The sequence below is a fragment of the Megasphaera lornae genome (assembly GCF_000214495.1).
GTDB lineage: Bacteria > Bacillota > Negativicutes > Veillonellales > Megasphaeraceae > Megasphaera > Megasphaera lornae.
The window spans coordinates 1-23,508 of sequence record NZ_AFIJ01000044.1 but is presented as its reverse complement, the minus strand read 5'-3'; the positions used below and the strand labels follow the sequence as shown (position 1 = coordinate 23,508).

The 23,508-nt window shown below is 47.0% G+C and carries 22 protein-coding genes; 21 read left to right on the top strand and 1 reads right to left on the bottom strand.

The genetic code is table 11. From position 1 onward, the window contains the following. A partial coding sequence (locus HMPREF1039_RS08540; protein ID WP_176603354.1) for a YadA-like family protein occupies window positions 1-3,761 on the top strand: 3,761 nt, incomplete at its 5' end. Window positions 3,762-3,858: 97 nt separating this feature from the next. On the opposite strand, the gene HMPREF1039_RS07130 is transcribed toward HMPREF1039_RS08540, so the two are convergent. Then, complete coding sequence (locus HMPREF1039_RS07130; RefSeq protein ID WP_007391767.1) at window positions 3,859-4,761, bottom strand: fumarylacetoacetate hydrolase family protein; 903 nt, start codon at window positions 4,759-4,761, stop codon at window positions 3,859-3,861. Window positions 4,762-4,918: 157 nt separating this feature from the next. Here HMPREF1039_RS07130 and HMPREF1039_RS07125 point away from each other — a divergent pair, with 157 nt between their 5' ends. From HMPREF1039_RS07125 to HMPREF1039_RS08440, 20 genes are all read left to right on the top strand, one after another. Then, window positions 4,919-6,592 carry a glutamine--tRNA ligase/YqeY domain fusion protein gene (locus tag HMPREF1039_RS07125; RefSeq protein ID WP_007391763.1) on the top strand — a complete coding sequence of 558 codons (1,674 nt, stop codon included), beginning with the start codon at window positions 4,919-4,921 and terminating at the stop codon, window positions 6,590-6,592. A 140-nt stretch (window positions 6,593-6,732) separates the two neighbouring features. After that, window positions 6,733-7,005: a DUF4321 domain-containing protein gene (locus tag HMPREF1039_RS07120; protein ID WP_007391751.1), complete on the top strand. Its 273-nt coding sequence runs from the start codon at window positions 6,733-6,735 to the stop codon at window positions 7,003-7,005. A gap of 12 nt (window positions 7,006-7,017) precedes the next feature. Continuing rightward, complete coding sequence (locus tag HMPREF1039_RS07115) at window positions 7,018-7,578, top strand: Maf family protein (protein ID WP_007391757.1); 561 nt, start codon at window positions 7,018-7,020, stop codon at window positions 7,576-7,578. Next, complete coding sequence (gene radC / locus HMPREF1039_RS07110) at window positions 7,575-8,264, top strand: RadC family protein (protein ID WP_007391766.1); 690 nt, start codon at window positions 7,575-7,577, stop codon at window positions 8,262-8,264. Before HMPREF1039_RS07115 ends, radC begins: the two co-directional genes overlap by 4 nt. Window positions 8,265-8,423: 159 nt before the next feature. After that, entirely contained in the window at window positions 8,424-9,470 is a 1,047-nt protein-coding gene (locus HMPREF1039_RS07105) for an alpha-hydroxy-acid oxidizing protein (RefSeq protein ID WP_007391771.1), read from the top strand. A gap of 124 nt (window positions 9,471-9,594) precedes the next feature. Then, window positions 9,595-9,735: a six-cysteine ranthipeptide SCIFF gene (gene scfA, locus HMPREF1039_RS07865; RefSeq protein ID WP_062404439.1), complete on the top strand. Its 141-nt coding sequence runs from the start codon at window positions 9,595-9,597 to the stop codon at window positions 9,733-9,735. A 64-nt stretch (window positions 9,736-9,799) separates the two neighbouring features. Next, window positions 9,800-11,212 (top strand): thioether cross-link-forming SCIFF peptide maturase, encoded by a 1,413-nt coding sequence (gene scfB / locus HMPREF1039_RS07100; RefSeq protein ID WP_007391762.1) that lies wholly within the window; start codon window positions 9,800-9,802, stop codon window positions 11,210-11,212. Next, window positions 11,209-11,406, top strand: coding sequence for a hypothetical protein (locus HMPREF1039_RS07095; protein WP_007391750.1), 198 nt, complete (start codon window positions 11,209-11,211; stop codon window positions 11,404-11,406). Before scfB ends, HMPREF1039_RS07095 begins: the two co-directional genes overlap by 4 nt. Before the next feature lie 221 nt (window positions 11,407-11,627). Beyond that, a complete protein-coding gene (gene sufC / locus HMPREF1039_RS07090; RefSeq protein WP_007391760.1) occupies window positions 11,628-12,374 on the top strand; it encodes a Fe-S cluster assembly ATPase SufC in 747 nt (248 codons plus the stop codon). Between the two features lie 14 nt (window positions 12,375-12,388). Then, on the top strand, window positions 12,389-13,816 hold the full coding sequence (gene sufB, locus HMPREF1039_RS07085; RefSeq protein ID WP_007391756.1) for a Fe-S cluster assembly protein SufB: 1,428 nt from the start codon (window positions 12,389-12,391) through the stop codon (window positions 13,814-13,816). A 17-nt stretch (window positions 13,817-13,833) separates the two neighbouring features. Continuing rightward, window positions 13,834-14,931: a SufB/SufD family protein gene (locus HMPREF1039_RS07080; protein ID WP_007391753.1), complete on the top strand. Its 1,098-nt coding sequence runs from the start codon at window positions 13,834-13,836 to the stop codon at window positions 14,929-14,931. Continuing rightward, window positions 14,924-16,144, top strand: a complete 1,221-nt coding sequence (locus HMPREF1039_RS07075; RefSeq protein ID WP_007391770.1) for an aminotransferase class V-fold PLP-dependent enzyme — start codon at window positions 14,924-14,926, stop codon at window positions 16,142-16,144. The genes HMPREF1039_RS07080 and HMPREF1039_RS07075 overlap by 8 nt, the downstream gene beginning before the upstream one ends. 17 nt (window positions 16,145-16,161) lie before the next feature. Next, a complete protein-coding gene (gene sufU, locus HMPREF1039_RS07070) occupies window positions 16,162-16,596 on the top strand; it encodes a Fe-S cluster assembly sulfur transfer protein SufU (protein ID WP_007391759.1) in 435 nt (144 codons plus the stop codon). A 379-nt stretch (window positions 16,597-16,975) separates the two neighbouring features. Next, window positions 16,976-19,231, top strand: a complete 2,256-nt coding sequence (pflB, locus tag HMPREF1039_RS07065; RefSeq protein WP_007391761.1) for a formate C-acetyltransferase — start codon at window positions 16,976-16,978, stop codon at window positions 19,229-19,231. Window positions 19,232-19,316: 85 nt separating this feature from the next. Next, window positions 19,317-20,066 (top strand): pyruvate formate-lyase-activating protein, encoded by a 750-nt coding sequence (gene pflA / locus HMPREF1039_RS07060; RefSeq protein WP_007391765.1) that lies wholly within the window; start codon window positions 19,317-19,319, stop codon window positions 20,064-20,066. A 201-nt stretch (window positions 20,067-20,267) separates the two neighbouring features. Further along, window positions 20,268-20,687, top strand: coding sequence for a hypothetical protein (locus tag HMPREF1039_RS08445; protein WP_007391754.1), 420 nt, complete (start codon window positions 20,268-20,270; stop codon window positions 20,685-20,687). Between the two features lie 62 nt (window positions 20,688-20,749). Continuing rightward, window positions 20,750-21,721, top strand: a complete 972-nt coding sequence (locus HMPREF1039_RS07055; protein ID WP_235720044.1) for a leucyl aminopeptidase family protein — start codon at window positions 20,750-20,752, stop codon at window positions 21,719-21,721. Then, entirely contained in the window at window positions 21,711-22,526 is an 816-nt protein-coding gene (locus tag HMPREF1039_RS07050; RefSeq protein ID WP_007391752.1) for a PHP domain-containing protein, read from the top strand. Before HMPREF1039_RS07055 ends, HMPREF1039_RS07050 begins: the two co-directional genes overlap by 11 nt. Continuing rightward, window positions 22,523-23,254 carry a hypothetical protein gene (locus tag HMPREF1039_RS07045; RefSeq protein ID WP_007391769.1) on the top strand — a complete coding sequence of 244 codons (732 nt, stop codon included), beginning with the start codon at window positions 22,523-22,525 and terminating at the stop codon, window positions 23,252-23,254. The genes HMPREF1039_RS07050 and HMPREF1039_RS07045 overlap by 4 nt, the downstream gene beginning before the upstream one ends. Further along, entirely contained in the window at window positions 23,251-23,406 is a 156-nt protein-coding gene (locus HMPREF1039_RS08440; RefSeq protein WP_007391758.1) for a hypothetical protein, read from the top strand. The genes HMPREF1039_RS07045 and HMPREF1039_RS08440 overlap by 4 nt, the downstream gene beginning before the upstream one ends. Window positions 23,407-23,508: the final 102 nt, after the last annotated feature.

Here is a 23,508-nt window from a genome sequence, read left to right as displayed (position 1 = left end):
AAAAGTTGGGCACCGGTAAGGTGGCCAAAGACGATGCCAATCTCGTTACGGGCGGCACGGTAGCTGCGGCGGTAGACTCGTTGGTCAATAAAGATTTGACCAATCTTTCGGCAAATGGTAAAACCGCGATTACGACGATTGCCGATAATGCCGTGACGAATAAGGTAACCGACACGTTCGTGACGGATAAGGTGAAAAAAGGAAATATTACTTCTACGACACTTGCGATTACCGGAGACGGGAAAGCGGTCGGTGCGGACGTGACGATTGACCTGAAGGATAAGAGCATTACAGCGGACAAGTTAAGTGAGGCATTACAAAATAAAATTAACGGTGCCGTTGATACGAAGGGAGATAGTATTGTCGTTGCCGACTGGGCTAAGAAGTTGGGAACCGGCAAGGTGGCCAAAGGTGATGCCAATCTCGTTACGGGCGACACGGTAGCTGCGGCGGTAGACTCGTTGGCCAATCAGGATTTGACCAATCTTTCGGCAAAGGGAAAACAAGCGCTTACTAATGCCGTGACGAATACAGTAACCGACACGTTCGTGACCGATAAGGTGAAAAAAGGAAATATTACTTCTACGACACTTGCGATTACCGGAGACGGAAAAGCGGTCGGTGCGAACGTGACGATTGACCTGAAGGACAAGAGCATTACGGCGGACAAGTTGAGTGAGGCATTACAAAATAAAATTAATAGTGCCGTTGATACGAAGGGAGATAGTATTGTCGTTGCCGACTGGGCTAAGAAGTTGGGCACCGGTAAGGTGGCCAAAGACGATGCCAATCTCGTTACGGGCGGCACGGTAGCTGCGGCGGTAGATTCGTTGGCCAATAAAGATTTGGACAATCTTTCGGCAAAGGGAAAACAAGCGCTTGAGAAGATTGCCGATACGGCTGTGACGAATACAGTAACCGATACGTTCGTGACGGATAAGGTGAAAAAAGGGAGTATTACTTCGCAGACACTTACGATTACCGGAGACGGAAAAGCGGTCGGTGCGGACGTGACGATTGACCTGAAGGACAAGAGCATAACGGCGGACAAGTTGAGCGACGAATTACAAAATAAAATTAACGGCGCCGTTGATACGAAGGGCGATACTATTAGCGTCGCCGACTGGGCTAAGAAGTTGGGCACCGGTAAGGTGGCCAAAGACGATGCCAATCTCGTTACGGGCGGCACGGTAGCTGCGGCGGTAGATTCGTTGGCCAATAAAGATTTGGACAATCTTTCGGCAAAGGGAAAACAAGCGCTTACGAATGCCGTGACGAATACAGTAACCGATACGTTCGTGACGGATAAGGTGAAAAAGGGGAGTATTACTTCGCAGACACTTACGATTACCGGAGACGGAAAAGCAGTCGGTGCGGACGTGACGATTGACTTGAAGGACAAGAGCATAACGGCGGACAAGTTGAGCGAGGCATTACAAAATAAAATTAACGGTGCCGTTGATGCGAAGGGCGATACTATTAACGTCGCCGACTGGGCTAAGAAGTTGGGAACCGGCAAGGTGGCCAAAGACGATGCCAATCTCGTTACAGGCGGTACGGTAGCTCAGTATATCGATCCGAAATTGACACATTATGTTTCGATTTCCGCTACAGAGACAGGCGAGCAGAGTAATTATAATAATGACGGGGCTACAGGAACCCGAGCAACGGCTATCGGGGTTGCCGCTACGGCTGCCGGGTTGGACGCTACCGCTGTGGGAACCTATGTGAATGCTTTCGGACAAAGTGCGGTGGCCATCGGTGCGCATGCTATGGGGAGCAGTGATAATTCTACGGCGGTAGGAACGCAAGCTGCGGCGTTAGCGGAAGCTACAGCCGCAGTAGGGTATCAGGCGAGTGCCATGAATGTCGGGTCTACGGCTTTGGGAACCTTGGCGGCGGCGGTAGAAAACGGTTCCGGTGCGGTAGGGTATCAGACGATAGCAGTCGAAGGGAGTTTTGCCGGCGGTTACAAAAGTCAGGCTCTAGGTGCATTTTCCTTGGCGTTGGGTTCTCAGGCATATGTAGGGACGGAAGATTTCAAACTGAATAATATAAAATTTAATAAGGGGAAAGATTATTATCCTATTTTTTATGTAGAGGACATGTTAAAAGATAAGGATAAAAAAGCGGCATATCAAGATAAATTTAAAGAACAATTACAAGGATTATCGGATTCCGATGCCGAAACGAAGTTGAAATATTTAATTATTGCGGATTTGAATAAAAATATAAGCAGGGCGACGGCCATCGGACATCGTGCCTTCGTAAGTACGGATGGCGGGGTGGCTTTGGGCAGCGAGTCTACAGCAAAACGTGCAGGCGGTTTATTCGGTTATAATCCGAAAAACGGAGCAGCCTTTGTAGACGGTACAGCCGTAGCGGAATATCTCGGTAAGACTACGGAATATGACGCTTTGCAAACGGAAATGACCGCAAAGAAAACGGCTGTTGAAGAGGCAAAAAAAGCCTTAAAAGAAAACGTGTCAGATACAACTAAGAAAGAAAATTTAACTAAGGCATATCAAGCTTTAGAAGCAGTGCAACAGAAAGAGAATCTTCTTCTCGGGGCGTATCGTTCGGCTGGTGGCTATGGTGCTTTTTCCGTAGGTAATGAAGAAAAAGGTATCACCCGTCAAATTACGGGCGTGGCCGCCGGTACCAAGGACACCGATGCGGTCAACGTGGTACAGTTGAAAGCGTTGGCTACGTTGCCGATGAATATGTATTCCGGCGGAAAAGTGGAAAATAATACATACAAACCGGGTACTACGCAGTGGACTATGCCGCTCCGTGCGATCCGTTTGGATTTCGGGGACGGGTTGAAAGCACAAAAAATTGAAAAAGATGGAACCATATATACGCTCGTTACGTTGGATAAGGACAGTTTGAAGAACGATCCTAACTTTAAAGGACCGCAGGGTGAACAAGGACCTCAAGGAAATCCGGGCCCGAAGGGCGATAAAGGGGATCCGGGTGAAAAAGGGAAAGACGGACGCAACGGGACGGACGCCAATATTACACTTATAGGTGATTCGCATACGGGCGTAGTCGTGAACCCGGTACAGACGGGCGTAGCAGTGATGCCCTCTGTGCAGACGGGCGGTAGCAAGACGTATACGGTCGGCTTGGGAAGTCGAATTAACGTCGGACACGTAGTGATAAACGGCGAAGCGGAAAATTGCACCATCACCGGACTGACCAACAAGACCTGGGATCCGCAACACATCGTATCGGGACGGGCGGCTACGGAAGATCAGCTGCAACAAGCGACGCAAGGTATGGAACAGCATATTACCGCTATGGGGCAACGGATGAATCGGGTAGGAGCCGGCGCGGCGGCGTTGGCGGCCTTACAGCCGCTGGACTTTGATCCGCAAGCGAAATGGGATATTTCGGCGGCATACGGTAATTATGTGAATGCCAATGCTGTGGCTTTGGGCGCGTTTTATCGTCCTAATGAAAAAACGCTTGTTTCTTTGGGCGGTTCTTTCGGCACCGGACAAAATATGATTCATGCCGGTGTATCCTTGAAAGTGGGACGCGGTTCTCTGCCCATTTCTTCTAAGGCGGAAATGGCGCGGCAACTGGCGGTACAGCAACAGGAAGTGGCAAGGTTGTTGGCAAAAGATGCCCAACGGGAACAGGAAATGGCGGTGTTAAAAGCACGGGATCAAGAACGGGATAAGGAAATGGCCGCTATGAAAGAGCGAGAAGCGCAGTTGTGGCAGGAAGTGGCGTTGTTAAAGCATAAGAAATAGGCTATGCAGCCGAGAGAAGGCAGTAAAAAAGCGTGTAACCGGTGAGGTTACACGCTTTTTTTGCGGCGTTGCACAGGACCGCAGGCGGCGGACGAGATTAGCGGACCGTATTGGTGAGAGTGCCGATAGAAGATATGGTAATACGAACGGTGTCGCCGGCTTTTAAAAATTTAGGCGGTTGAAAGCCGATGCCGACGCCCGCCGGGGTGCCGGTGGCTAAAACATCGCCGGCGTGCACGGTAGTACCTTGAGAAAGGATGTGCAAGAGTTGCGGAATGGAGAAGATACATTCGCTCGTAGAGGCGTCCTGTCGTATTTCACCGTTGACTTCCGTGCGAATGGTGAAGTGATCCGGAGCGGCATCCCGCAATAAAATATACGGTCCCATGGGACAGAAGGTGTCCAAGCTTTTTCCGTGAAACCATTGGCTGTGGCAACGTTGTAAATCACGGGCCGTCACATCATTGAGGATAGTAAAACCGTATACATAGTCCATGGCTTCTGCCAACGGAATATCGGCACCGGTTTTACCGATAATTACGGCCAATTCGCCTTCGTAATCCAACTCTTTCGTCAGAGAGGCATGGGCTTGAATGGTATCTTCCGTGCCGATGACGGCGGCGGCGGCTTTGGTGAAAATGACCGGATGGGCCGGAATGTCGGCTTTGGCGGTGCGTTCAAACTCGGCAATGTGATCGGGGTAGTTTTTGCCGATACAGAAGATGTTGCGTTCGTTTTCCGGTAAGGGCGATACGATGCGAATACGGTTTAAGGGAATAGGCGACACAGCCTGTGTTTTTTCATTTTGTTCCAAGGCATAGGCCAGCGCCGACAAGCTGTCGTTGCCTTGCCGAATAAATTCGCTCAAGGTTTCCGTTAAGGGCGTAAAAAAGGCTTCTTCCAGGGCATCGGCACTGTATACTCCCTGTTCATCTGCCGACAGGACTCCCCACCGGCGATATCCGTCCGCTTCAAAGGTCAGTAATTTTTTTATGCGCATGTGTATCTTCTCCTTTTTTCGATAAATGGATTGGGGTGATAATGGTATTCGTATTATAGCATATTTTTTTCTCTGTAGGGAAATACAGGCGTCCGTACTGGTTTAAATGACGGTTTTATGCTACAATAAACAATCATATACAAAGGGGAGACCGTTGATGGAACAGGAAGAAACAAAAAATTTTATTGAAACTAAAATAGAAGCGGACAACCGGCAGCAGGTGTATGGCGAGCGTGTACATACACGGTTTCCGCCGGAACCGAACGGCTATTTGCATATCGGTCATGCCAAGTCCATTTGCCTGAATTTCGGTATTGCACAGAAATACGGCGGTATTACGAATCTTCGCTTTGATGATACGAATCCGTCCAAAGAAGATGTGGAGTATGTCAATTCGATTAAAGAAGATGTGCGGTGGTTGGGGTTCACGTGGGATGATCGCATGTTTTACGCATCCGATTATTTTCCCGCGTTGTATGCGTATGCGGTCAAATTAATTCGTGCGGGCAAAGCGTATGTGGATGATCTGTCGGGGGAGGAAATTCACGCATATCGCGGTACGTTTAATGAGCCGGGAAAGGAAAGTCCGTATCGCAATCGCTCGATAGAGGAAAATGTACGCTTGTTTGCGGAAATGAAAGAGGGAAAATATGGGGACGGCGAAAAGGTGTTGCGCGCCAAAATTGATATGGCCAGCCCCAATTTGAATATGCGCGATCCTGTTCTGTATCGTATTTTACATGCCAAGCATCATCGTACGGGTACGACCTGGTGCATTTATCCTATGTATGATTTTGCACACCCTGTATCGGATGCGATAGAACGGATTACGCATTCTATTTGTACGCTGGAATTTGAAGCACATCGTCCGTTGTACAACTGGGTATTGGAAGAGTGGGAGGATCCGGAAGGGCAAAAGCCGCAGCAGATTGAATTTGCCCGTCTCAATGTGACGCATATGATTACGAGTAAACGGAAATTGCGGGCGCTGGTGGAAAACGGTATTGTCAGCGGTTGGGATGATCCGCGGATGCCGACGATTTCGGGTATTCGTCGGCGCGGGTATACGCCGGCTGCTATTCGCGATTTTTGTGCGCGTATCGGCGTAGCCAAGGCGGACAGCGTCGTCGATATTGCGTTATTGGAATACTGCATTCGGCAAGATTTAAAATATAAGGCACCGCGAATTATGGCGGTTATTGATCCGATTAAGGTGGTGATCACCGATTATCCGGAACATAAGACGGAAGTATTGACGGCGGATAATAATCAGGAAAATGAAGCCATGGGGACCCGGCAGATAACCTTCAGTCGGGAAGTGTATATTGAACGGCAGGATTTTATGGAAGAACCGGTGAAAAAATTTTTCCGCTTGGCTCCCGGACGGGAAGTACGGTTGAAATATGCGTATATTATCAAGTGTGAAGACGTGATTAAAGATGGGGACGGTAATATTATAGAAATCCATTGTACGCATGATCCGGAAAGTAAGAGCGGCAGCGGTGCGCATGCGGATCGCAAAGTGAAGGGAACCTTGCATTGGGTCAATGCGGCCGATGCGGTGGATATAGAAACCAGAGTGTACGACTATTTGACCCGGGATGCGGCGGAAGACGAAGGGAAAGATTTTATGTCGCAAATCAACCCGGACAGTTTGCAGGTTTATCACAGTAAAGCGGAACGTTACATTCAACAGTTCCGGGCGGGGGATTCGTTCCAATTTTTACGGCAAGGCTATTTTGTCATGGATCCGGATACGACGCCGGATCACCCGGTGGTGAATCGGACGGTCGGCTTACGGGATACATGGGCGAAGATGCAAAAGAAATAGGGCATATAAGATGAATATATGATGAAAAAAAGACCGGATATTCCTTTTTCTGACGTCAACATGAGGAATCCGGTCTTTTTTACGAGTTTCGGTTGTAGCGCGTACGGTTCTTCCGTATAATAAAAGCAGGAGGCAGGGAAATGAAACGAGCAGCATCCATGGGTGTGTTTTGGTGCATTATTTTTTTAGTGGGCGGCGGTATAGCGGGCGGCATTTTGGGAGATGCCCTGTCGGCGGCAAGCGTGGGAAATGTGATGCCTTTATTGACCCGGCATTATGAAATTTTTGATATTGAAAATATTGCCGTCAATCTATATGTATTGGAATTTCATTTCGGCATTCGGTTTGCGCCGAATATACTCAGTATTGCGGGCATTATTGCGGCATGGTTGCTGGTGCGCCGTGTGCGATAGGAGGGATGAGCAGTGTTGCTTTTAGCATCGGGATCGCCAAGACGGCGGGAATTGTTAAAATTTTTGGGGATTACGTTTATGGTCGAACCCGGTTCATATAAAGAAGAAAAGCCGCAACACGGCGATGCGGCGGCGTTTTGTTTGCGACAGGCACTGGGAAAGACGCAGAGTGTGGCGGTAAAGCATCCGGATATGTGGGTGTTGGGAGCCGATACGGTGGTGGCGCTGGACGGCGATATTTTGGGAAAACCTCAGGATGCGGCACAGGCCGAGGCGATGTTACGACGGTTATCGGGTCGTACGCACCGGGTCTTTACGGCGATTGTCCTGCAACGACAGGAAGAGCGGTTGCAGAAAGTAGTGGAAACACAGGTGCGGTTTCGGGAGTTGTCGGCTGCGGAGATCGCGGCGTATGCGGCTACGGGGGAACCGTCGGATAAAGCCGGCGCCTATGGGATTCAAGGCAAGGCGGCGGCGTTTGTAGCGGCAATTCACGGGTCATACACGAATGTGGTGGGCTTGCCGCTGGCAGAAGTGTATGAAGCGTTGAAAGCGGTGCGGGTGATTGTATGAGTACGCTGTTGCGTCAGTCGCTTACGTGTGATTTACCGCGTGAAAAATTTGTCCGTCATGGGACGGCGGGCGTTACGGAGCGGGATTTGTTGGCTATTTTATTGCGCACGGGCACGCGGGGGCTGTCCGTATTGGAGCTTGCCGATGCCGTATTGCGACAGTTGCCGCAAGAAAATATTTACTATTTGGGGGAAAGTTCTGTGGCTGATTTGTGCCGGATTCGGGGCATCGGTCAAGATAAGGCGATTACGTTGTGCGCGGCGGTGGAGTTGGGACGGCGTATTGCCAAACAGCGGGTAAAGCAGCAGGCGCCGGATTTCAGTACGCCGCAAGCGATTGCCGAGTATGTCATGGAAGATATGCGTACGGCATTACAAGAACGGTTTGCGGTCGTTTTTTTATCGGTTAAAAATCGGCTGATTACGGTGCAAACTTTATCGGTCGGCACGTTGAATGCCAGTTTGGCACGGGCACGGGATGTGTTTCGGTTGGCCATGCAGTATAATGCCGCATCGGTAGTGTTGGTACATAATCATCCGAGCGGTGATCCGGAGCCGAGTCGGGAGGATATACTCTTGACAAAACAAATAGTGAAAGCCGGTGAAATTATGGGCATTCCCGTGTTGGACCATATTATTATCGGGGACGGTACCTTTGTCAGTTTGTGTGAAAGAGGGCATGTATAGCCCTCTTTTTTTGTGCGGTAAGCTTTCTTTTTACGAATGATTCGGTAAGGATAATAGCGGTATTGCATATATTCGTATCTTCATAGACAGAGAAAAATCCCTTTGATACAATAAAATGAACAAGTGTAAGTTTTAGGATTGAGAGTAGGAGGGTTCAGTATGGATATGATGGAAATTCGTCGACGTGCACGGCAACAACAAAAAGGATGCCATGTCTGTCCCCAGTGTGACGGCAGAGTGTGCAGCGGTAAGATCCCGGGATTCGGAGGCATGCGAACGGGGCGGTCTTTTCAACGCAATATAGAGGCGTTGGCTGCGTACGGTTTGGTGATGAACAGCATGGGCGGCACGTTGGAGCCGAAAACGGAAGTCACTCTGTTTGATAAAACGTTCGCTTTTCCCGTTTTAGCGGCGCCGTTGGGAGCAATTGCGCTGAATTGCGGTTGGACGGAGAATGAAGAAGAACGGGAGTATGAATATGTGGAAGCGATTTGCGGCGGTGCCGCCGATTGCGGTCTGGCGGCCTGTACGGGAGACGGCGGCTTGCCTTTTGTGTATCAGGCGGGAATCGATATGGCCGGACGTTTTGCGGATACCGTGATTCCGACGATCAAACCGCGTGACGATGCGGCGATTATTACGCGGATTTGGCGCGCCGTGGCGGCAGGCGCTTTGGCCGTGGCGTGTGATATTGATGCGGCAACGCTGATTAATATGCGGTTATTGGGGCAGCCAGTGGAACCGAAGAGTCCGGAAAGTATTGAGGCGATGGTCAAGGCTTCGTCGTTGCCGTTTATTGTCAAAGGGATTATGTCGCCGCAGGAAGCGCAAATCTGTGTGGATGCCGGAGTGGCCGCTATTGTGGTCAGCAATCACGGCGGACGCGCATTGGACGGTATGGCCGGGACGGCGGATGTATTGCCGGAAATTGCGGCGGCCGTGAAAGGGCAGATTCATATTTTCGTAGACGGCGGCGTACGACACGGCGAAGACGTTTTAAAAATGTTGGCTCTCGGAGCCGATGCCGTGCTGATCGGTCGTCCTTTGGCCATTGCGGCGATCGGCGGCGGCCGGGAAGGAGTTAAAATATATTTAAAAAATTTATATCGTGAACTTTGCGATGCTATGCTGATTACCGGTGTGACTGATATTAATCAGGTGGATATGTCGATTTTACGTAAGTTGACACCGCGAGAAGGAACGTAAGGAAAACGCGTGTTTTGAAAAGACAAAATAAACGGATACGGTACTTTTTATGATGGACGCAGGTTGTAGGAAAAAGAAAATTATGGTATAATACAGACAGTTTTAACAGTGAGGTGAACGAACAATGGCCAAGCATATTATTACGATCAATACGGAATCGATTCAGAAAACGGCTCAGCATGCAGGTTGCAGCGAATGCCAGACATCCTGCCAGTCCGCTTGTAAAACTTCCTGCACCGTAGGCAATCAGGTCTGCAATAAATAACTTTTGTTAGGGAGACACCCTTTACCTTGCGGTAAAGGGTATTCTTTTTTTGTGGGGAGGAACTATGGCGGGAATAATTAAACCGATGATTCATAAATATTGTCAAAACGGCACGTATATGTTATTGGATGTCAACAGCGGTATTATTAATGTGATTGATAAAATGACATATGATGTTTTAGACGTGTATGACGGAACGAATAAAGAGGCTGTTTATCGGGCTTTTGCCGATACATACGGTACACAAGAGTTGGGAGAAACCTTGGAAGAGCTGGATGAATTAATTAAAGAAGAACTCCTGTTTGCTCCTATGTGTCAATCTTTTGAAGTGGTAGCTAAGGAACGGCCGATTGTCAAATCGTTATGTTTGAATATTGCTCATGACTGTAATTTACGGTGTCAGTATTGTTTTGCTTCGCAAGGGGACTATGATACGCATAAGCGGGAATTAATGAGTTTTGATGTGGCCAAGCATGCTGTCGATTTGTTGATTCGCAGTACGGAAGGAAAACGTCAACATTGTGAAATTGACTTTTTCGGCGGGGAACCGTTGATGAATTTCGGGGTCGTTAAGCAGACCATTGCGTATATTCGTGAACAGGAAAAAAAGCATAACAAAGTATTTAAGTTATCCTTAACGACGAACGGTATGTTGTTGGATCCGGAAAAAGTACGGTTTTTAACGGACAATCATATCAGCTTGATTTTGAGTTTGGACGGCCGTCCGGAAGTCCATGATCGCATGCGTCCCTGTGCCGGCGGCGGCGGTTCGTATAAAAAATGTGCGGAAAATCTGGCGTATGCCGTTGCTCATCGCCGGGGAGAAGAGTATTATGTGCGCGGTACGTTTACCAAATATAACTTGGATTTTACCGAAGATGTCGCGCATATGGCCGATTTGGGCTTTGACGGGTTGTCCATGGAGCCGGTTGTAGGGGATGAAGCCTCCTATGCCATTACGGAAGAAGATTTACCGCGGATTTATGAAGAATATGATCGCTTGACGGCTTTTTATTTACAGCGTTATTTTAGCGGGCATCCTATTATTTATTACCACTTTATTATGGATTTATATCGCGGCCCGTGTATTGCCAAACGTTTGCGAGGTTGCGGCGCCGGTCATGAATATATGTGTGTGACGCCGGACGGCAATATTTATCCGTGCCACCAATTTGTCGGGCAAGAGGAATATATTTTGGGGAATGTGTATGACGGCATTACGAATGACGTACTGCCTCCTGTTTTTCGGGATACGCATGTGCTGAATAAAGAACGGTGCTGTGCATGTTGGGCGAAATTTTTCTGCAGCGGCGGGTGCCATGCCAATAATATCAAGTATGGCGGTAATATTGAAACGCCCTTTGAATTGAGTTGTAAAATACAGAAAAAACGGATTGAGTGCGCCATGTATATACAGGCAACGTTGGCGATGAAACGGCAGGAAGCGGAAGCGCGAAAGGAGCGAAAGCAGTCATGAAAAAATTAAAGCAATTTTTATGGGCTGTAGTGCTGTGCTATTTAGCGTATGCCATATATAAGGAAGGCTTCCAATGGAAGCCGGTGGTGTTAATGGTGTTGGCTATTTTGGCGGTGCTTTTGGAAATATGGAAAGCGACTCCGCAATATAAAAAAATGAGAGAACGATATTCTTCACAAAATAGGGAAGACTAGTGAGAGACGGCCGAGACGAATAAATTGAGAAAGATTATCGTCGAAAAGGCCGTCTTTTTGCATAGAATAGGGATGGAAGCGCGGTCAAGAAAATGAAAAATAAAAAAATAAATCGTCGTAATTCGGTTGACTTTATGAAAGAGTTGGAGTACTCTAAGTGTAGTCAAAAGGTATAGATTATTTTGATAATTTTGAAATATAGTATGTAGGAGTGAATAGACATGAGTGAATTATTAAGAGTAGAAGGATTAAAAATTGCTGTGGAAGGCAAAGAAATCCTCAAAGGTCTCGATTTAACCGTTCGAACCGGAGAAATTCACGTTATCATGGGGTCTAACGGTGCCGGCAAATCGACGTTATTTAATGCGGTGATGGGAAACCCTAATTATGTTGTCACGGCCGGACATATTTTCTTTGAAGGAAAAGATATTACGGCGGAACCGGTGAATGAACGAGCTAAAGACGGAATTTTTATGGCTTTTCAGGCGCCTATTGCCGTGCAAGGGATATCGGTGGAAAATTTTATTCGTAATGCCAAAGGCACGATTACGGGGGAAACGCAGCGGATCATGCCGTTCCGCAAAAAATTGCATAAGCAAATGGATGCGTTGTCCATGAATCGGTCGTATGCACAACGCTATGTGAATGACGGTTTTTCCGGCGGTGAACGGAAAAAAGCGGAAATTTTGCAAATGTGTATGCTGGAACCGAAGCTGACCATGCTGGATGAAATCGATTCGGGGCTGGATGTGGATGCGGTACGTATTGTATCGGAAACGGTGGCACAGTATCATAATGCGGAAAATTCCATTTTAGTTATTACGCACCACAGTGAAATTTTGCAAAAATTGAAACCCGATTTTGTTCATATTCTGATTGACGGGCGGATTGTGAAAACCGGCGACGCTTCGTTAATTAAGGAAATTGAAGCCAACGGCTACGATGCCTATAAAACAAAAGCAAAATAGGAGGCGGAAGAACTATGGCGGATACGAAAGAACTGGAAGAAGAACGTGAAAAAATACAATCATTGTCCGATATGGGCAATATGTATAATTTTCGTAAAGATTTTAAGTATTCTTATAAAACAGATGCCGGCTTAACGCCGGATATTGTACGGGAAATTTCTGAAAAAAAAGAGGAACCGGAATGGATGTTGCAGTTTCGGTTAAAATCACTGGAACTTTTTTATAAAATAGACTATCCCGATTGGGGACCGGATATCAGCGAATTGGATATGGATAATATTGTCACGTATGTACGTCCGGATGCCAATATGAAGGCCAATTGGAATGATGTCCCGGAAGATATAAAGGATACGTTTGATCGATTGGGAATTCCGGAAGCGGAAAAAACGTCCTTGGCAGGTGTCGGGGCACAGTACGATTCGGAAGTTGTGTATCACAGTATTCAAGAAGATCTAGTCAAGCAAGGGGTTATTTATACCGATTTTGATACGGCGTTAAAGCAGTATGAAGACAATGTGCGGCGTCATTTTATGAAACTTGTGCCGCCGACAGATCACAAATTTGCCGCTTTGCATGGGGCTGTATGGTCGGGCGGTTCTTATGTGTATGTGCCGGAAGGGGTAGATGTGGAAATTCCGTTGCAAAGTTATTTTCGCTTAAATGCTCCGGGAGCGGGTCAATTTGAACATACGCTGATTATTGTGGAAAAGGGTGCGAAAGTACATTTTATTGAAGGCTGCAGCGCCCCGAAATATAACGTTGCCAATTTGCATGCCGGCTGTGTGGAATTGTTTATCGGCGATGATGCGACCTTGACGTATTCGACCATTGAAAACTGGTCCAAGAATATGTACAATTTAAACACGAAACGCGCTATTGTAGGGAAAAACGGCACGATTAATTGGGTTACCGGCTCTTTCGGGTCGCATACATCGTGTTTATATCCTATGAGTATTTTGAACGGAGAAGGCGCTCATTGTGAATTTACCGGGGTAACGTTTGCCGGGAAGGGGCAATATTTGGATACCGGTTCCAAAGTTATTCATAATGCGCCGCGTACGACCAGCAATATCAATTCCAAGTCTATTTCTAAAGACGGCGGGGTTTGCATTTATCGCGGCAGCGTGGTTGTGAAAAAGAATGCGGAAGGATCGAAGGCAACTGTCAGTTGCGAATCGTTGATGCTGGATGAAGCTTCGCAGTCCGATACGATTCCGGCAATTGTTGTGGATACGGATAACATTGATTTGGGGCATGAAGCGAAGATCGGCAGAATTTCCGATGAAGCGATTTTTTATCTTATGAGTCGCGGGTTGAGTGAAGATGAAGCACGTGCCATGTTGGTACGCGGTTTTGTGGAACCCGTTTCTAAAGCGTTGCCTTTGGAATATGCAGTCGAAATGAATAATTTGATTAATTTGGAACTGAAAGGTTCCATGTAACGGGGAGGGGAATTCAGATGTTACAAAAAGAAGAATATAACCAGCTCCCGCGTCCTACGTTTCGCTGGATGAAAGTCAATCATTTGGAATTGGCTACCTTGCCTTCGGTGGCGACGACGCATGTGGAAGTGCCGGAACGGCATACGGAAGAAGTGCAGGTCGACTTTTATAAAGAAAATCGCATTCCTTCTTTTTCGGATTTTGAAGGAGCGAATCCCCGTGTTATGGAGTTAGCTCTGCATCAACACAATACAGGTTGTCAAGTGACCATAGGAGCGCAGAAAAAAGGATCCGTATGGCTGCATTATACGGTGGATGACAAGTCGCCGCAGATTCACGGCCAATTGTATGTTAAGGCCGGCGCACACAGTGAATTAAATGTATTTATTACGTTTGACGGCGATGCGGAAGACGGTGAAGTCAATCTGTTTCAGTATATTGAAGCCGCTGTCGGAGCCAAGGTCAAGGTCAGCAAATTGCAACTGCACGGTGATCGGGTGCGTCATATTGATCATCGCTTGGCGAAACCGGAGCAACAGGCGTATGTGGAATTTGACAGTGTCGATTTAGGCGGTAAAGAAGTATTGGTATATTATAAAGGCGATTTGGCAAAGGACGAAGGCGAATGTAATATTTACAGCACGTATATCGGAGCGGGAAAACAACTTTTCGACTTTTCCTATGTTGTGCCTACAGCGGGCGTGAAAACAAAGACGGATATACTCAATACGGGTGCCTTGATGGAAACGGCGAAAAAGTATTTCCGCGGCACGATTGACTTTTTGCGCGGCGGTAAGAAAGCGTTCGGTTCGGAATCGGATGTATGCCTGTTGTTGAGTCCTACTGTACATTCGATTTCCATTCCTTTGTTGCTGTGCAAAGAAGATGATGTGGTAGGCAATCATGCTTCCAGTGCCGGACAAATTGATAAAGACATGTTATTTTATTTAATGAGCCGCGGGTTTGATGAAGCGGGAGCACAATTAATATTGGTAGAATCGAATGTACGACCTATTATTGACAAATTAGGCGATGCCGAAATGGAAGAAAAAGCGTTGCAGTCTGTACGAGACAAAATGCAAATCTGCTACAAGAAAGGTGAGCTCAATGCGTAATGTGCGAAATGATTTTCCCATTTTAAAAAAGGTTCATAACGGTCATCAAATTGTGTATTTTGATAACGCCGCTACCACGCAGAAACCGTTGCAGGTTATTCATGCCATTGTGGAGTTGTTGGAGTATCATAACGGTAATCCGCACAGAGGTGCGCATATTCTCTCGGTCGAAGCAGGGACCTTGTATGATGAAGCCCGCTTGGCCGTTCAGCGATTTATTCATGCGCCGTCGGTCGATGAGATTATATTTGTGCGCAATACTACGGAAGCATTAAATCTTATTGCACGCAGTTATGGGGAAACACATTTGCAAAAAGGGGATAAAATTGTTATCCCCATTTCCGAACATCACTCGAATTTGGTAACGTGGCAACGGGTATGTGCCGAAACGGGAGCGGAATTGGTATATATGTACTTGGACGAAGCAGGACATTTTACTCCGGAAGATTTGGAAAAAATTGATGAACATACGAAAATTGTAGCCTTTGCCGCTGTCAGCAATGTATACGGAATGAAACGACCGGTAAAAGAGTTGGTGGCCAAAGCGCATGCTGTGGGGGCGGTTGCCGTCGTGGACGGTGCACAATCGACACCGCACATGAAAACGGATGTACAGGATATGGATTGTGATTTTTATGTGTTTTCCGGGCACAAGATGTGCGGTTCCGCCGGCACGGGTGTCTTATACGGCAAAAAAGCTTTATTGGAAGATATGGAACCGTTTCTCTTGGGCGGCGATATGATTGAGTATGTGGCGGAACAACAGACGACCTATAATGTCCTTCCTTATAAGTTTGAAGCCGGTTCACAGAATGTGGAAGGCGCGGTGGCTTTGAAAGCGGCTATTGAATATCTGGAAGACTTGGGGATGGAAGAAATTGAACGGCATGAACACGTTTTGACGGCACGCTGTTTGACGGGTATGCAAAAGATTCCCCATATTCATCTGATCGGATCTACGGATGCATCGGAAAAAACGGGGGTCATTTCCTTTACGATTGACGGCGTTCATCCGCACGATGCGGCTACGATTTTGGACAGTTTCGGCATTGCCGTGCGTTCCGGTCATCATTGTGCGCAGCCGTTGGGGGCTCATTTAGGGATAGAGGCGTCCAATCGAGCCAGCTTTTATATTTATAATACAGAAGAAGAAGTCGATTACTTCTTAGAAAAGTTACCGCTGGTGCGTAAACAAATGGGATATAAAGACTGAGGAGTGAGTGGACGGCCATGGAAAATATGAATGAATTGTATTCGGATATTATTCTGGAACACAATCAGTGTCAAGAAAATAAACATTCTTTAGCGGATGCCAATATTCACGAACACGGACATAATCCGAGCTGCGGGGATGATATTACTTTGCAGGTAAAGGTGGCAAACGGGATGATTCAAGATGCGGCATATACGGGGCAAGGCTGTGCGATCAGTCAGGCTTCTGCGGATATTATGATTGATTTAATTAAAGAAAAATCCGTATCCGAAGCCTTGCGATTGGTGAAGCTCTTCTTGGATATGATTAAACGGGAAGTTACGGATGAAGACACGTTGGAAGAATTGGAAGATGCCATTGCTTTAAAAAACATATCGAATATGCCGGCACGGGTAAAATGTGCCGTATTGGCATGGCATACGTTACAGGAAGCATTGGAAAAAAATAAATAATATGTATGGTAACAGGAATCCCCCCGATGTCGGCAGAGGAGCGACAGCGGGGGGATTCGATATTTTTACATATGAGTATAAGATATATGGAAACAACTGACTATTACATAAAAATATAAGATAATAAACAACTTAACCTTTTAATTATAAAGAGGACGTGGTATCATGTATATGAGATTAGCGTATGGAAAAGATGCGTTAAGCGACAGCATACGAAGGAGGAGGAATCGGTATACACTCGGGAATACAGGTTGCCTATAGCTGTTACCGGGACTTTGTCAGGGGGAATACGAGGCCGTATGACAGCGGTTTTAAATCAGGAGGGAAAAACTGTTGTCGCATCAGGATGTGCGTGACTTCGTGACAAAGGATGGTGTTGATGGTGTTGGAAAACAAAGGATGGGAAGGTTTTACAGGAAGACTTTGGCGAGAAGAGTGTAATGTTCGGGATTTTATTCAAAATAATTATCAGCCGTATGAAGGTGACGAACGGTTTTTACAAGCGCCTACAGAGGCCACCGATATATTGTGGGGCAAGGTTCAGGAATATCAAAAAGCGGAACGGGAACACGGCGGCGTGTTAAAAGAAGAAACGGAAATCGTTTCCTCTATTACGGCGTATGGCCCCGGCTATATTGATCCGCAAATGAAAGAGTTGGAAAAAGTAGTCGGCTTGCAGACGGATGAACCGTTGAAACGTGCATTCATGCCGTACGGCGGCATTAAAATGGCGGAAGAAGCCTTGGAAATGTACAATTACAAATTGAATCCGGAACTGCATAAGGTGTTTACGGAATATCATAAAACACACAATGAAGCGGTTTTTGATGCGTATACTAAGGAAATGTTGCAGGCTCGGCACACCCATATCATTACGGGGCTTCCCGATGCGTATGCACGCGGCAGAATTGTCGGCGATTATCGTCGGGTGGCGTTATACGGGATTGATCAGCTCATTGCCTGGAAGGAACGGGATAAAGAGTATAATGATGACGGGATTATGACGGATAATGTCATTCGTTTGCGGGAAGAAATCGCCGAACAGATTAAAGCGTTGAAGCAAATGAAAGAATTGGCCAACATTTACGGCTACGATATTTCCAAACCGGCAACCAATGCGCGGGAAGCCGTACAGTGGCTATACTTCGGGTATTTGGCGGCCATTAAGACGCAAAACGGCGCGGCTATGTCGGTAGGTCGTATTTCGACGTTCCTGGATATTTATATGGAACGCGATTTGGCGGCCGGCAAGCTTACGGAACAGGAAGCACAAGAATTGATTGACCACTTGACGCTGAAATTTCGGATTGTCAAATTCGCCCGCATCCGCTCGTACAATGAATTATTCTCGGGCGATCCCATTTGGGCTACCTTGGAAATGGCCGGCATCGGCATGGACGGCCGTTCTATGGTAACCAAGACGGATTATCGTTTCCTCCACACGCTGGAAAATATGGGACCGGCTCCGGAACCGAATCTTACGGTACTGTATTCGTCGCAGTTGCCGCATCCGTTTAAGAAATATGCGGCACATATTTCGGATCTGACGAGCTCCATTCAGTATGAAAATGATGATGTCATGAAGCCGGTTTGGGGCGATGACTATTCTATCTGCTGTTGCGTATCGGCGACCCAGACGGGGAAAGAAATGCAGTTCTTCGGCGCCCGCGCCAACTTGGCAAAAGCGTTGTTATATGCGATTAACGGCGGCGTGGATGAAAAATTCGGAATACAAGCAGGTCCGGAATTGGCGCCGATTACTTCGGAATACTTGGATTATGATGAAGTCGTACATAAATATAAACTCATGTTGGATTGGTTGGCAGGATTGTATGTCAACGTTTTGAATACCATCCATTATATGCATGATAAATATTATTATGAAGCTGCGGAAATGGCCTTGTTGGATACGAAACTTCGTCGTACCTTTGCCACCGGGATTGCAGGGTTCTCGCATGTTATCGACTCGTTGTCGGCGATTAAGTATGCGAAAGTTAAAGTTATCCGCAACGATAAGGGCTTAGCGGAAGACTTCCAAGTTGAAGGCGATTTTCCGAAATACGGGAATGATGATGATCGTGCCGATGAAATCGGTGTAGCTGTTTTGCGGGAATTTATGGATGATATTCGTAAACGGCATACGTATCGCGATTCGGAAGCAACCACTTCGATTCTTACGATTACGTCGAATGTGGTATACGGCAAATTTACAGGAAACTTGCCGGACGGTCGTCGGGCGTGGAAACCCTTCGCTCCCGGTGCGAATCCCAGTTACGGAGCCGAAGAAAAAGGGTTAATGGCCTCGTTGAACTCGGTGGCAAAATTGCCGTATACTTGGGCGTTGGACGGTATTTCCAATACGCAGTCCATTATTCCGGAAGCGTTGGGACATAATGAAGAAGAACGGGCGGAAAATTTGGTACATGTATTGGACGGTTACTTCGATCAGGGCGCTCATCACTTAAATGTTAATATTTTCGGAAAAGAAAAATTATTGGATGCCATGGAACATCCGGAAAAACCGGAATATGCAAATTTTACGATTCGTGTATCCGGCTATGCCGTTAAATTTATTTCGTTGACCAAAGAACAACAGTTGGATGTTATTGCACGGACGTTCCATGAAAAAAGGTAAGTAAAGCCGGCGACTCCGGAATCTCCGGAGTCGTTTTTTTTCAACATACGTATAGTCGGAGCTGATAACGGGGGAGGTTAGGGAGATGATGAATACGTATCCGGGAAAAATTTATGCGACTGAATCCTTCGGCGCCGTAGACGGCCCGGGCGTTCGCTTTATTGTATTTTTACAAGGGTGTCGTATGCGATGTCGATATTGTCATAATCCGGAAACTTGGCAAGAGGGGAAATATTCGTCGTATACCTTGCAATATGCGTCGGATATACTACGAGAGGCGTTGCGGTATCGTACGTATTGGAAAAACGGCGGCGGCATTACGGTTAGCGGCGGTGAGCCGTTGCTGCAATTGGATTTTGTGCGAGAATTGTTTACCTTGGCCAAAGAACGGGGGATTCATACGGTGTTGGATACGGCCGGCAATCCTTTTACAACGGCGGAACCGTTTTTTTCAAAATTTAAAAAAGTGTGCGAAGTGACCGACTTATTTATGTTGGATTTAAAAGAAATGAATGAACAAAAACATCAAAAGCTGACGGGACAGACGAATAAAAATATTCATGACATGGCGCGGTATTTATCAAAGCACGGTCATGCGATGTGGATTCGCCATGTATTGGTTCCGGGATGGACGGATACAAAAGAAAATCTGACGGCCTTACATGATTTCATTTATACGCTGCATACAGTAAAGCGGGTGGAAATATTACCGTATCATACGATGGGAACGGTGAAATGGGAAAAATTGCAGCTTCCGTACACGTTGTCGGCAGTAGTACCGCCGACAGAGGCGGAAATTATACGGGCGAAACAGCTAATCGGGGCGTTCGATTAAACAGGAAGGCACGGTAAGAGAACATTACCGTGCCTTTTTTGCCGGTAACGATGTCCGGCGGACGGCCCGACAGGAATACGATTTGGCGCACGGGGGAAGGCGTTGGCAGAGAGGTATTCTTGATTTTAGCAGGGGCGTACTAGTATAATGAAAGAAAAACGGTGTTGTATATGGCGAGGAGAAATAAGGGGAGATTAATGAATGTTTACATGTAATGGCAATAATACTATGGATACGTGGGTCATAGGGGTGGACAAACGAATGAAATGGGCCGCCTGTGTACCGGCTGCGGCGGCGACGCAAATTAAAGCGTATGTGCAACAAAGGGAAGACGTACTGACGTACGGTGCCGTCACCGGTATGCAATGTTGCATAGAAGGGCGTATGAAGACGTATTTTCTTGTGGGACAGGAGAAAGAGGGACAAGCCGACGATTTTGCAGCGTACATGACGGCGCGTCATATAATGGCGGCGGCTATGAAAGTCGGTTGTAAAGAATTGGCTGTGTATGTGGATACGTTGACGATGAAGTTGGAATCGTTGTTGGACGGTTTGTTGTATCAGAATTATGAATTTATTCATTATAAAAAACAAAAAAATCTTGTACAGTCGGCAGCGTGAATCTGATTACCGCTTGCTTAAGGGTAAAAGAAGTAAATTCGTTGTGTTATAAATATTCTTCTATGTATGAAGGGATTTATGCGGCGCGTGATTTTGTCAATATGCCTCCCAATGAATTGACGCCGCGAAAATTTGCCGATGCTATAAGCGAGTTGTTACAAGGCGATACCGCACGTGTAGCATGCATGAATAAATGGGCGGTGGAAAAGTTGCAAATGGGCGGGATTATTGCTGTCGGCAAGGGGAGTATGAATCCGCCTCAAGTAGTGACCGTATATTATGAAGGAGATGCGGAAAGTAAAGAGGTATTGGGTTTGGTCGGCAAAGGGGTGACTTATGACAGCGGCGGGTTATCCCTTAAAAGTGCGGCGAATCAGGAATTTATGAAAGACGATATGGCCGGTGCGGCGACGGTGGTCGGGGTTCTGCGGGCGCTTATGCTGCTGAAATACCCGGTCAATATTGTGGCCGTATTGCCGCTGGTGGAAAATATTCCGTCCGGCATGGCGTATCATGTGGATGATATTATTACCATGTATAACGGACTGACCGTAGAAGTTAAAAATACCGACGCCGAAGGGCGGCTGATTTTGGCGGATGCGTTAACGTATGCGCAAGAAAAAGGCGCCACGAAACTTATTGACTTGGCAACTTTGACCGGGGCATGCGTTACGGCATTGGGCACGGTTCGTACGGGTATGATAGGAAATCAGCAGGAATGGATGAATACGTTTTTCCGCATTGCCGAAAAAAATCATGAAAAAATTTGGCAATTGCCGTCCGATGCGGCGTATGATAAAGCCTTACAAAGTCGGGTTGCGGATCTGAAAAATACCGGCGGACGGGAGGCCGGCGCGATTACTGCCGGCATGTTTTTAAAACATTTCGTGCATCCTTCGGTGCCGTGGCTTCATTTGGATATTGCCGGTACGGCATTTCAAGAAACGCCGGATGAAACCGGGTATTACGGGGCAACCGGTGTAGGGGTTAAAGCGATTTTGGAAGTATTACGAGGAGGGCGCAGTGAAGGTTGATTTACATATGCATACGACTTGTTCCGACGGCGTGTACACGCCGCAAGAGTTGATACGGCGGGCCGCACAGGCGAATATTCGCATGTTGGCTATTACCGATCATGATACGGTAGAAGCTCATGTAAGCGGTTATACCCGGTCGCAGGAGGTGGAAGTGATTCGGGCGATTGAAATGAGCTCTCGGTATGGCGAGGAGGATGTACATATTCTCGGGTATGATATTGATGTGCGAAATCAAGCCTTACAATCCTATTGCCGGGACTATTCACAGCGACGAAAAATACGGGCACGGCGGATGTTTCAGCGGTGTTTGGACTTGGGATATACCTTGGATGCACAGGCTTTTGAAGCACTTTTGGCGAAAAAAGGTTCTGTCGGCAGACCGCATATAGCGCGGTTGTTAATCGAAAAAGGGTATTTTACAGAAGTGGGGGAAGTCTTTCATGCCATCTTGCATCGTGGCGCCCCTGCCTATGTGCCGTATGAACGGGAAAGCATTGCCGCCTGCATTCAACTCATTCATCAGGCCGGCGGTATGGCCGTTTTAGCGCATCCCGGGTTGATTGCGGACGGATTGGAGGCCGTATTGCAATATCCGTTTGACGGTATGGAAGTATATCATCCCAAACAGCGAGGGTATTTTGACACCTATGAAAAGCTGGCTTGCGGACATCATTTTTTGATGACCGGCGGTTCCGATTACCATGGAACAAAAGGAAGATTTCCTGAAAATGTCGGCGGATTTACGGTGGAAAGCGGGCAAATTGAAGCATTTTTACAAGCCCGACAGAGGAGCAACGCATGAAAATTATGGGATTAATAGGCCCCAGCGGTACGGGAAAAAGTCATCATGCTTTGGTGGTGGCCTATGAACAACACTTGAATTGTTTACTTGATGACGGGCTGTTAATTTATCACAATCGGATTATTGCCGGTATTTCGGCAAAAGAAGAAACCAATCGCATGCAGGCTGTACGACGGGCGATTTTTTTGGATCCCGTGCATCGCGCACAAGTGCGACAGGCTATAGAAAAAATTCAGCCGGCGGGATTGCTTATTTTAGGCACATCGGCACATATGGTACAGCGCATTTGTGAAAATTTACAGCTGCCGTCTCCGCTTTCCTTTATTTCCATTACGGACGTATCGTGTGCGGCGGATATTGCGGAAGCACAGCGCTTGCGAAAAGAAGAAGGAAAACATATTATTCCTGTACCGGTGCTGGAATTACGCCCCCATTTTCGCGGGTATTTGTTGGATCCCGTGCGTTCTTGGTGGCAAGGCCGTAATGGACGTAAAGCTGTAGAACGTTCGGTCGTGCGCCCGTTATTCAGCTACTACGGAACATTGAGTTTTGCCAATACCGTTCCGGCTGAACTGGTTCGCCATTGCGTACAACAATTATCGTTCATTGCCGCAGTGCATAAAGTTCATATTGACAAACGTAAGCACTCCGAGCGCAACGGCATTATGGTAACGGTACAAGTAAGTGTATATTATGGAGTGGAAATAAAAAAGAGATGGTCCGGATGAAACAGGTTATTCAAGAAGAAATTGAATACAGTACGGGTATGGTAGTGGAAGTGTTGGAAATTACAGTACGACATATTGTCATGCGGCGGCAAAAACACCGGGAAAATATGGAGAATAAGCTCAAAACGGCAGGGCTTCCGGATAGCCGGTAACATAGCGAGTATAAAGAGGACTGTTTTATAGCCGTCGGAAGACGCGCTTGTTTCGGATGGATTGGTGAGCATATAAAAAATGCACTCCTATAGGAGTGCATT